The sequence below is a fragment of the Clostridium sp. CF012 genome (genome assembly GCF_018861755.1).
Taxonomy (GTDB): Bacteria; Bacillota; Clostridia; order Clostridiales; family Clostridiaceae; genus Clostridium_AD.
Genome location: NZ_JAHLEF010000002.1, coordinates 328,544 through 341,056, shown reverse-complemented (window position 1 = coordinate 341,056; position 12,513 = coordinate 328,544). Strand labels below are relative to the sequence as shown.

General features: G+C 31.4%; 7 protein-coding genes. All 7 read left to right on the top strand.

Annotated features, from left to right (window positions below; genetic code table 11):
- The first annotated feature begins 5 nt into the window (after window positions 1-5).
- On the top strand, window positions 6-830 hold the full coding sequence (locus tag KPL50_RS04130; protein ID WP_216297171.1) for an ABC transporter permease: 825 nt from the start codon (window positions 6-8) through the stop codon (window positions 828-830).
- 19 nt (window positions 831-849) lie between these two features.
- Window positions 850-1,677: an ABC transporter permease gene (locus tag KPL50_RS04125; RefSeq protein WP_216297170.1), complete on the top strand. Its 828-nt coding sequence runs from the start codon at window positions 850-852 to the stop codon at window positions 1,675-1,677.
- Window positions 1,678-2,199: 522 nt separating this feature from the next.
- Complete coding sequence (glmM, locus tag KPL50_RS04120) at window positions 2,200-3,549, top strand: phosphoglucosamine mutase (protein ID WP_216297169.1); 1,350 nt, start codon at window positions 2,200-2,202, stop codon at window positions 3,547-3,549.
- Window positions 3,550-4,409: 860 nt separating this feature from the next.
- Window positions 4,410-6,236 carry a glutamine--fructose-6-phosphate transaminase (isomerizing) gene (gene glmS, locus KPL50_RS04115; protein WP_216297168.1) on the top strand — a complete coding sequence of 609 codons (1,827 nt, stop codon included), beginning with the start codon at window positions 4,410-4,412 and terminating at the stop codon, window positions 6,234-6,236.
- Between the two features lie 925 nt (window positions 6,237-7,161).
- Window positions 7,162-9,429: an MBL fold metallo-hydrolase gene (locus KPL50_RS04110; protein ID WP_216297167.1), complete on the top strand. Its 2,268-nt coding sequence runs from the start codon at window positions 7,162-7,164 to the stop codon at window positions 9,427-9,429.
- Complete coding sequence (locus tag KPL50_RS04105; protein ID WP_216297166.1) at window positions 9,419-10,696, top strand: SIR2 family protein; 1,278 nt, start codon at window positions 9,419-9,421, stop codon at window positions 10,694-10,696. The genes KPL50_RS04110 and KPL50_RS04105 overlap by 11 nt, the downstream gene beginning before the upstream one ends.
- The gene (locus tag KPL50_RS04100; protein ID WP_309245138.1) at window positions 10,668-12,509 is read left to right on the top strand and encodes an ATP-binding protein; all 1,842 of its coding nucleotides are present in this window, start codon (window positions 10,668-10,670) and stop codon (window positions 12,507-12,509) included. The genes KPL50_RS04105 and KPL50_RS04100 overlap by 29 nt, the downstream gene beginning before the upstream one ends.
- Window positions 12,510-12,513 lie beyond the last annotated feature (4 nt).

Sequence of the window (12,513 nt, the reverse complement as noted above, 5' to 3'; positions counted from 1 at the left end):
ATAGTATGGGAAGAGTAAGAACTATCACAGCAGTCGTAAAGAAAGAGACTATTCAATTGGTAAGATACCCTACCTGGATAATTCAGATTATAATTTGGCCTCTAATATTTCCACTAATGTATATTCTAAGTGCATTAGGCTTTGCAGGCCCTAATAGTGCAGGAGTAGATACTTTTAAAATTGCCACAGGAACAGGAAGCTTTAGAGCATTTATAGTAGTTGGAACTATGGCGTGGATGTGGGTAAATACTACAATGTGGGGTTTTGGAACTTGCCTTCGCGAAGAACAAACAAGAGGCACCTTAGAATCTAATTGGCTTTGTCCTATAAAGAAATTTGATTTATTAATAGGAGGAGCAATAGTATCAATGTTTCAAGCTATTATAATATCTGTTGTTTCAGTACTAGAATATAGATATATATATGGGATTCACTTTACGGGTAGTCCATTATTATGGATTCTAATGTTCGTTATAATGATACCAGGAGTTTACGGTCTGGGAATTCTTTTTGCTAGTTTAGTATTATGGGCTAAGCAGGCCAATGCAGCAGTTAATGTAGTAAGAGGAACCATGATGATACTATGTGGCATAACATTTCCAATAACTATTATGCCAGATTTCATGCAGTCATTATCTAAATTAATACCCTTTACCTATGGAATTTCAGCCACAAGGCAAATAATGGTTAGTGGAGGAACATTGGCTATGGTTAGCGGGGATATTTACATGTGTTTAGTAGAAGGAATTATACTTGTGATTCTTGGAAGAATCGCATTCACATATACAGAAAACAAGGTTAAAAATTTAGGATCTTTAGAAAGATTCTAATAAGTGTGGGGGTGAGAACATGAGCATTAGAAATGTATTAATAGTATTTAGATCAAGGTTTCTAATAAGCATGAAAATGTATTTTAGATATCCAATAAATTTTATAATGACTCTTTTAGATCCACTAATGTGGCTAACTCCATTTTATTTTATGGGAAAAACCTTTAGCTCTAATGGAAGTATAAGTGGCTTTGAAAGGTATACAGGAAATTCAGATTTTATGGGGTACTTAGTAGTAGGATATATAATTTCAGCTTATGTAAGTACTGTTTTTTGGACCATGGGATTTTCACTAAAGGAAGAGATGAGGGAAGGCGTTTTAGAATCTAATTGGAGCGCACCAGTGAATAGAATAGTACTAATGGTTAGTAAGAGTTTGTTCCAATTCTGTGCTACAACCTTTGAAGTCATTTTAACAGGCATAGTTTGCCACTTTGCTTTTGGATTTACCATAAATTCAAATATACTTCAGTTCTTAGCCTTTTTAATTCCAGGAATAATAGGTATGATGGGGCTTGGTATGGCGGTAGCAGCGGCAGTGCTTATCGCAAAAGAGGCAAACGGAATAATTGATATAACCAGTTCAATGGTTTCCGCTATGTCAGGGAGTTATTTTCCTATAAAAGTTATGCCTAAATTCTTTGTATTTATATCGTTATCTCTACCCCTAACCTATATTTATGATAGTAGTAGAGCAATATTAATTAACCAAGTACCGCTATTTTCTTTAAGAACGGAATATTTCATAATTTTAATAGGCATGATTATATTTTGCATAATAGGCAGCTGGATATTTATGAGAGTTGAGAAAAAATGTAGATCTTTAGGTATTCTAGGTACACATTAATGAAATTTCAGAAGGGTGTGTTTTATATTACAGCAACAATCATGATGATGTAATATGAAAAAATTAATTACTAAAATGGAGGGCATTTCATTAATTTCAATCCTGACTTTAAAACTTTAGAGGATATAATAAAATAATTAAACCTATAAAAATAATCCAGTTGGGTTATTTTTTTTGTTTATAAAATTACAAAATATTAGGTATTTTTTACAAGGACTTATTATTGTAGTATAATACAAACTAGATTATAATTAGAATGCATGTATTTATATATAAGAGTTTTTGTATATGTGTATATAAATAGTGAAACAATAATGAGAGATTTTTCATATAATGTACATATGATTATCATTGCATATCTATTTGGACAGTACCTTTCAGGGAATTAATTTATTATATTAATGTGGATAAAAGAAGAAGAAATAGAGTAATGAAAAATAAAGTAGCATCATAATAAGTAGCTATTTTGATTGGTATGATCTGTAATAAACCTATAATTTATTGAGAAAGAGGTAGAATAATATGAGTAGAATATTCGGGACAGATGGAGTACGTGGTATAGCAAATACAGAATTAACAAGTGAACTTGCATATAAGTTAGGAAGATCAGGAGCGTTTGTATTAACAGATGGAGCTCATAAACCTAAAATCATAGTAGGAATGGATACAAGAGTTTCAGGAGATATGTTAGAATCGGCATTAGTTGCAGGAATTTTATCTGTAGGAGCTGAAGCCATATGCCTTGGAGTGGTGCCTACACCAGCGGTAGCATACTTAACTAGAAAATATGGAGCAGATGCAGGAGTCGTTATCTCAGCTTCACATAACCCGGTAGAATATAATGGAATAAAGTTTTTCAATAACAAGGGGTTTAAATTGTCTGATGAATTAGAAGATACAATACAAGCAGTTATAGAAAATGATTTTAAAGATGTACCATCACCAATAGCAGGGGATTTAGGCAAAAAAACAGTTAAGTTAAGTGGCGTAGAGGATTATATAGAATTCGCTAAATCTACCATTTCAGGAGACTTAAAAGGACTTAAAATAGCATTAGATTGTGCTAATGGCGCATCTTATATTACCTCAGTAAAAGCTACAAGATCTCTTGGAGCAGAGGTTTTAGTTATTAACAATGACCCAGACGGCGTAAATATAAATAAAGACTGTGGATCCACTCATCCGGAGCACCTAATGGCTTTTGTTAAAGAAAATCATTGCGATTTAGGACTAGCCTTTGATGGTGACGCAGATAGATGTTTAGCCGTGGATGAAAAAGGAAACCTTATAAATGGAGACTTTATAATTGCTATTTGTGCTAAACACTTTAAGGAAATGGGGAAATTAACAAAAGATACGGTAGTAGTAACTGTTATGAGTAATTTGGGACTTGATATAGCAATGAAGGAAGAAAATATAACTACAGTGAAAACTAAAGTAGGAGACAGATATGTGCTTGAGAAAATGCAAGAAGAAGGTTATAGTCTGGGGGGGGAACAATCAGGTCATGTAATTTTTCTAGATTTTAATACTACAGGGGATGGGCTTGTATCAGGAATTCAATTAGCCACTGTAATTAAAGAATCAGGGAAACCACTATCTGAGCTAGCAGCAATGATGACAGAACTTCCACAAGTACTAGTTAATGCAATGGTACCGAATGGTAAGAATGACATCCATGAAACTGATAGTGAAATAGTGGAAGAAATTAAAAGAATAGAAAAGAAATTAAATGGAGTTGGAAGAGTACTTATTAGACCATCAGGTACAGAACCTCTAGTTCGAGTAATGCTCGAGGGTAAAGTGCAAAGTGAACTAAATGAAATGGCACATGATCTTGCAAAAATGATAGAAGAAAAAGCAAATAAATAGGTAAAAGAGTATATATTACTACAATTGCATTCGCGACTCTAAGTAATACTAAACTAATTTTAATGAAAGATGCTAAAAAGTTCAAACTCACGTGCGTTCAAACATGAACTTTTCTTAATGCATCTTTCATTAAAATTAGTTAAGTATTACTAACGCTTGCTCAAATGCAATTTACGTAATATATACTCTTTTTATACGTTTGAAGCTAAACTTAATAGTTTCTACGCAACTTATTGCAAGTCACTCCGAAGTGCCATTATTGTTACTATATATGACGTTTGTATGTTTTAATTATACCGAAGGAAAGTAACCATTTGATGAATTTATTGTGAAAAGCATTGACGTTTAGGGTATAAAATGAATATAATAGACTGAAACCTTATGGATAAGGAACATAAGATTTCAGTCTATTTAATATTATAGTAAAGGAGGATAGGAGAAATTAATTAAAAAGCGCCAGGACTCAGGAGTATTAGTAATTATAATGCACTATGAGTTGACGAGGATGGGGAGTATCGAATCTTCGGCGGATGCCCCGCGGTAGCGCACTACCGTTAATGATTGATAAAAGCGAAAAGTGATTTTCGTAACAACATCAATCTGGTGTTAAAACCTTTATAAATATCACAGTACCTATAGGTGATGAATTAATTAGCATATTTCATTGGATTATTAAGAGCGCATATTTTCAGTTATTCAACATTAATAATTTTATGTATGATAACTGTGAATACTATCATTAAAATAATTATTAAAAAACAATGATAATAAATATGTTTAATTAAGTATGGCTTTTAGGTGATGAGCGCATCTAAAGATGATGCGTTGTGCAAAATTTTAAATTTGAGAGGAAGATGAATATGTGCGGAATAGTTGGTTATTTTGGAAGTAATCAGGCTTCACCAATATTGGTAGAAGGTCTTAGTAAATTAGAATATAGAGGATACGATTCAGCAGGAATCGCAATTATAAATGATGGAGTTTTAAAAGTAACTAAATGCAAGGGAAGACTTGCAAATTTAGAGGCTCAATTATTAGAAAAACCACTAAAAGGGAATCTGGGCATTGGACACACTAGATGGGCTACTCATGGTAAACCATCAGATGAAAATTCTCACCCACATACTAATGAAAGTGAAACTATTAGTGTAGTCCACAATGGAATTATAGAAAATTATATCCATTTAAGAGAATGGTTAATGGAAAAAGGATATAAATTTACATCTGAAACTGATTCAGAAGTAATACCACACCTTGTAGATTTCTACTACGATGGAAATATAGTAGATGCGGTAATGAAGGCTATTGCTAAAATGGAAGGTAGCTATGCCATAGCAGTAGTTACTAGCGATGAACCAGATAAATTAGTAGCAGTAAGAAAAGATAGTCCATTAATAGTAGGACTAGGCAAGGATGAATTTTTTGTAGCTTCAGATATACCGGCAGTATTAAATCATACAAGAGAGGTATATTTATTAGAGGATAAGGAGTTTGTTGTAATTTCCAGTGAAGGAATAAAACTACTAGATCCAGAAGGCAAAATTATAAATAAAGAAATTTTTCATGTAACTTGGGATGCAGAGGCTGCTGAAAAAGGTGGATATGAGCACTTTATGTTAAAGGAAATCCATGAACAGCCAAAGGCAATTAGGGACACTATGACTTCAAGAATAGTTTTAGGTCAACCAATTACACTAGATGATATAAATATAACTAAAGAGCAAATTAAAAATTTAAATAAAATATATATAGTAGCTTGCGGAACTGCATATCATGCAGGAGTTGTAGGTAAATATGTTATAGAAAAACTTGCAAGAATACCAGTGGAACTAGATATAGCCTCTGAGTTTAAATATAGAGATCCTATAATGGACAAAGACACACTGATGATAGTTATTAGTCAATCAGGAGAAACTGCAGACACTATGTCAGCTTTAAGGCTTGCAAAGTCAAAAGGTGCAAGAGTTATAGCGGTAACTAATGTAGTAGGTAGTGCAGCTTCAAGAGAAGCAGATGATGTACTATACACTTGGGCAGGGCCTGAAATAGCAGTTGCATCTACTAAAGCTTATGTAACTCAGCTTATAGCAATGTATATAATAGCATTGTTCTTTGCTCAAAACAAAGAAACAATAAGCAATGAAGAAATTGAAGAAATTAAAACAGCTATGATGGAACTTCCAGAAAAGGCAGAGAAGGTTTTAGAAAATAAAGAAACACTACAAAAATTCACTGCAAAAACTTATATGCACAAAGATATGTTCTTCATAGGACGTGGACTTGACTATGCGGTTGCACTCGAAGGTTCATTAAAGCTTAAAGAAATATCATATATTCATTCAGATGCTTATCCAGCAGGAGAGTTAAAACATGGTCCAATAGCACTAATGGAAGAGGGAACTATAGTAATAGCACTAGCTACTCAAGAAGAAATATTTGACAAGATGGTAAGTAATATAAAAGAAATAACTACTAGAGGAGCAAAAGTATTTGCTTTCGCGCCAGAAGGTCACACGGAAATTTCAAAATCAGTTTTCTCTGTAACTTATATACCAAAAGTTATGGATATATTGGCACCAGTAATTTCAGTAATTCCACTACAATTATTGTCTTACTACATGGCAATCCAAAAGGGCTGCGATGTTGATAAGCCAAGAAATTTAGCAAAATCAGTTACTGTAGAATAGAAAAAAGGGGCCTGGGTTTACGCCTGTTGTGAGTTATAATTACTGTTGTCACAAATTATAATTAATAATGTCATAATGAAAATACTATAGTTTGTCATACAACTATAGTTATATAAAAGGTAATAAACTCATAATTCTTTAATGTATAAAGATTTTTCAAATAAAGCATGAATAAAAATATATTTTTATTCATGCTTTATTTTTACTCTCAACTAAAGAAACAGAAATACACTGTGAGTTATAGTTGTAACTTTATAAGAAAGATTAACCATTTATAAAAAAGTCATTAAAAAATCAAGTATGGCGATTGTTATATAATACAAAGAACATCGTTCCATTCATAAGAAAGCCATGGGCAAAGTCAGGTATTTTTAATCAGAATTGATTGAAGGTGCCTGGTTTTTTTGCGTAGCGAAGAAGGGAAGGTCAAAGGTTTAAGCATCATGAAATAAGTGAAGACCACCAACCAATTCTAAAAATAATAGACTTTAAAATAGAATTATTACTAGAATTTCAATCAGAAGAACGCTATCCCAACCCCTATAGAACAAGGATTTAAAAGAAAATGTAAAAAAGAATAGAAAAGAAAATAGACATAAAATTTTAGAAAAAAGATTAGAATAAAGGCATTAAAATATAGTCCTTAGTAATTTTTCCTTAAATGTTGAGCCTGTTTACGGAACGACTTTATTATGAAGGAGATTTTGGGGAAATGGGGAGGGTGAGGAACGACATTTTTGTAATATTCAATTGTATATTATGAAATAGGAATTATAGCAGTTAACTATAGAAAATATAATAAATACAGAAGATATATAATTTTTAAAATTCTACATTTAGTTACAAAAAAAGAGGAAAAACTTAGTTAATATAGAATTATTAATAATATAGATATAAAAATATACATTTAAAATAGGAGAAGGTTATGGAACTAGAAGAATTTATTGAATTGATAAAGAAATATAAATTAAATAAGGATAAAGAAGTTATTATGTTTTGCGGTGCAGGAGTATCAAAGAAAGCTGGTATTCCAAGCGGACCCGAATTCGATGAGTTTTTTAAAGATGAAAAATTAAACAAAGAAGAATTTGAGGAAGATAATAATAGATTAATGATTTTTTGGAGAAGCTTATTATCAAAATTTAACTATACTGATAATCATACAAAGATTATAAGAATTGCTGATAGAGATTATATAAATAAGATAATTACAGCAAATTATGATATGTTGTTTGAACAATGCATAGAAAAGGAATTCCCATATTGGATAAAGAAGAAAATGATAAGACAAAGAGGTATAACAAAGTACTTTTTTTATGATAAGAAGATACTTTTAAAGATACACGGTGACATAAATCAAGATAAAGCGACAAATATTAACCTAGGTTTATCATGTGGCTCTAAAATCGAAGATTGTGAAAAGGCATGGAATAAGATTTTTTCAGGAGAAAGCAATAAAATACTTTGGGTTATAGGATACAGAGGTAAAAATACGGACTTTGCTTTTGAGTTGATTAAAAGTGCAGTTGAGAGTAATAAAATAGAAAAAGTATATTGGATGCATAGGGGTAAAATAGAAAATAATGTGCATATTGCAGAAATAGTAAAAAATATTGGAGAAAAAAATATTGAATTAATCAAAATTGGAGATATAAATCAAGTACTACATGAGATAAATAAAGTACTATTTAATGAGGTAAAAAACGATAAAAATTCAGAAAACAAAGATTCTATTGATGTAAAAAGCATTAAAAAGTCATATGAAATCGCAAACAAAACCATTGGATTATTAGAAAGAATTGATCATAAAATCATAGAGGATATGCATAAGGCTCAAGATGAATTCAATAGCTTGCTTACATGTGGGAAAAGAATCAAGGAAAATGATACAAAATTATATGTATTAAGAAGGTATAATTCTTATACACCTATTCTTCCGAGAAACAACGAAGATAGCAAAGGAGGGGGGTATTTTTTAATTCACAATGGTAAAGGGATAGTAATCGATCCTGGATATGATTTTTTAGAAAATTTTTTTAAAAATGGTTATGATATAAAGAACAATGAATTTTTTAGATTGAATCATATAAATGCCATTGTTATTACACATGCACATAATGATCACTATGGTGATTTTGATTCAATACAAAATATGGTATATCAATACAATAAAAGAGTTAAGTTAAATAAGAAATTATGTAAGGTACTTAAATGCGTACTTGAAATTAATGAAGTATCGAATTTTGAAGAAAAATATTCTTTAATAAATGATGTTACAAATGAAATTAAGATAATTACAGAAGATGACCCAAACCACAAGGAGGCTCAAGAAGCTTTAGTATTATTAAACTATTATATCAATAAAGATGAACCTGAAGTTGAAATTAAAAACAAGATAAAAAGCATAGCTGAATATATAATAGAATTTGAAAACCAAGAAAAAATAGAAATAGATTTATTTGTAAGTAGAAGTGCCTATAAAGCAATTGATGGATTGATTCCCTCAAATGCTAATTCTTTTAGAAGTATCAACATTTTAAACCCCGGGGATGAAAAAGAATGGAATGGTATAAAAATTAAAGCTATTAAAGTAAAGCATCAGGACCTATATGGTAAAGATGGTGCGATAGGTTTAAATTTTCAACTAAATCTAAGGTCAGGAAAAGATTTTACCATAGGACTTACATCAGATACTGGATATTTTATAGGATTAGAGGATAACTTTTTAGAATGTGATGTTTTAGTGCCACATATTGGTTCGATTAAACCTAAGGAACTTAATATATATGAGAAAAACAAGCTGAATGCTATAGAGAACGCCAATTGTAAAAATATAGGACTAAATGAAGAATTAAATAAAAGATATCTGATACCTAAGGTTAATGATGGTGATGTTGAAACAGCATTCTATGGAAATCATTTGGGGATATTGGGACTTACTACATTATTAGCAGCAACAATCGCACAAAATGAAAAGCTAAAGTTAGTAGTTATATCTGAATATGGTGAGGAAATGAATTGTTTTAGAACGGATATCACTAAAATATTAGGCGAATTGTTTGAAGAATACAAAGAATTAAAAATTATAACTGGGGATATTGGATTAGAAATTGACTTTAATAAGGTTGATGAACGAACATTTACGGTTAAAGAAGTTGTAAGAACAAGTACTACTATTGAATATGAATATTAATTTAGAGGTGAAAAATTTGATTGAAGAAAAAGTTACATATAGCTATGATCCTAGAGAATATATTAGAATGTTAAAACAAATTTTAATTTCTGATTCTAAAAAAATTGGATTTTTGAGTGGGGCAGGAACCTCAGTTTCAATAAATAAGGACGGTAAAAAATTTATATCAGCAATGGAAGAAATGACGGAGACTATTATTAAAGAGGTAAAACAATCGCCCAAGTTTATTGAGGTAATAAAGGATATAGAAGATGAATTAATAAAGAAAAAGGAGAAGTTTCAGTTAGAAAATATTCTTTCTGTAATAACACAAAAAGCATCAGTAATTGGAAATGGAACACTATCAGGATTAGATGAAAGTGGTTTTGAAGAATTGAAAAAAAACATTGAAAATCACATTAAAGACAGTGTATCTGTACATAACAATAAAGATCTAAAAATAAAAGAAACACCGCATTTTGATTTAGCAACATGGATTGTACAAGCATCAAGGAAATACCCTATAGAAATATTTACTACCAATTATGATTATCTTTTTGAGATGGCATTAGAAGAACACAAAGCACCTTATTTTGATGGATTCGTAGGTGGATACACTCCATTCTTTTATCCTGATGCTATAGAACAGGATGACAAAAGTGTTCCAAAATGGACGCGCTTGTGGAAAGTCCATGGTTCGTTAGGATGGAAGGCAGATGATAAAGGTATGGTAGTAAAAGGAAATAAAAATATAGGGGAATGCGGAGAAGAGGGAGATATAATGATATACCCATCAACTTTAAAATATGCGCATTCTAAAAAGCAACCTTATGTTAGTTTAATAGATAGGTTGAAGGATTTTGTTAAACAAGAGGATTCAGTGCTTTTTGTGTTGGGTTATTCATTTGGAGACCAGCATATAAATGAAACAATAATGAGCGCTTTAAACAAATCAAGAATCTCTCATGTATATGCATTTAAAAGAAGTGATTTAAAAGAGACTGATCAAGTAGCCCAACTTGCTATGAGTCAAAAAAAACTATCCGTATATGGAATGCGACACGCTGTAATTGGTGGAGTATATGGAGAATGGAGATTAAGGGATCAACCTCAAAAAGAAGAGGATATAAAGACATACTTTGAGCAAGATGAAGTGATTTTGGATGAGGAATTTGATGGAAGAGGTAAATTTACTTTAGGAGCTTTCGAAAAATATGTTAAATTTTTAAATGTTCTTAGTTGGAATAATTCATATAAAAGTGAAAAGCGTGATAATAATGGGATGTGATAATCAAACTTTTATAGGAAAGATAAAAAATGTATCAGGAAATAAAATATCTGTAAGGTTGGATGAAAGGGTAAAGTCCATGATGCCAATTATTGACGGGATAGTATATAGGGTGGGACAAATAGGTTCATTTATTAAAATACCTTTGGGATATACTCATGTATTTGCAATAATTACACAAATAGGCGCAGATGCGATACCAGAGTCTTTACGGTTAAATCATGAACAAATAGAAAAAGAAATGGATTATGGAACAAGATGGTTATCGGCGGTGTTAATTGGAGAAAGAGTAGGTACGAAATTTGAACGAGGGGTATTGCAAATTCCTTCATCCGATGATGATGTACATTTAGTTACAAAAGAAGATCTTTCAATGATTTATGGGAGTGAAGATGGTAGCAGATCCATTACGATAGGTCATATAAGCAATTCGGAAAGTTTGCCTGCGTATGTTGATATTGATAAGTTGGTTTCAAGGCATTGCGCGGTGTTAGGAGCTACAGGCAGTGGAAAATCAAATGCAGTATCTGTAATACTTAAAGAGATAGCATTAGGGGATTTTAAGAGTGCTAGAATATTATTGATAGATCCGCATGGTGAATATAATAATATTTTTAAAGGATATAGCAAGGTATTTAGAGTCAATGCAAAAGAAGTAGGTGAAGAAGAATTAAATATTCCATATTGGGCATTACCGTTTAACGAGTTAATGAAGATATTTCCAGGAGAGTTAAATGATAAAAAAGAAGATTATTTTCGTCAAGAAATATTAAAAAGAAAAATCAGTGCTGCAAAATATTTAGAACATATACCAAGGGAAGAAACTATTACATCTGATAGTCCAATACCATTTAGTATTAATCAATTATGGTTTGATTTAGATGATTTTGAGAAGCAAACACATGAAAGAAGTAGACAGCCTGAGACAAAAATGACCTTAATTAAAAAGGGTAATGCAGAGAATTTAGTGTCTAACGAGTACCCTCCTGCTAGTTCTGGTAGTGGATCACCATTTATAAATTTCCAAGCTCAAGGAATTCAGGGATTCCTAGATGGAATGAGAAATAGATTAGTGGATCAAAGGTATAGTTTTTTATTCAATCCTGGAGAATGGACACCAGAAGCTAGCTTGGAAGGGAGAATAAAAAAAGATTTAGACAAGTTAATTGAAGGTTGGATTGGTCATGATAAACCTATAACTATTCTTGATTTATCTGGTATACCATCAGAAATGATGATGTCTATAGCTGGAACATTGATAAAAATTGTCTATGATTGTTTGTTTTGGGGCCAAAATTTGAAAGTGGGAGGAAGGCAACAACCATTATTATTTGTATTAGAAGAAGCGCACAATTATCTTAAATCTGGAGAGAATTCTGTTGCATCAAGAACTGTACAGGCTATTGCAAAAGAAGGTAGAAAATATGGAGTAGGACTTCTCCTTGCTACTCAAAGAGCTTCAGAATTAGATGAAACAGTTCTAAGTCAATGTGGAACGGTGGTTGCACTTAGAATGACAAATAATGGTGATAAATCTAAAGTAGCTGGTGCTATACAACAGGATTTAGATAATATGATAAGTTTATTACCAAGTTTAAGAACTGGAGAAGCTATTATTAGTGGAGAAGCAGTAAAAATTCCATGTAGAATTAAATTTGATAAAATTCCAGATGCACCTAAGAGCAGTGATCCTAAAGTATCGGTAGAGTGGAAAAAAGAAAAACCTTCAAATGAGGGTTATTCAAAAGTAATTAGTTTATGGAGAAGTGGAAGATTAACTGATAATGAAAAAGAAACAAATAAGGAGGAATAAATTT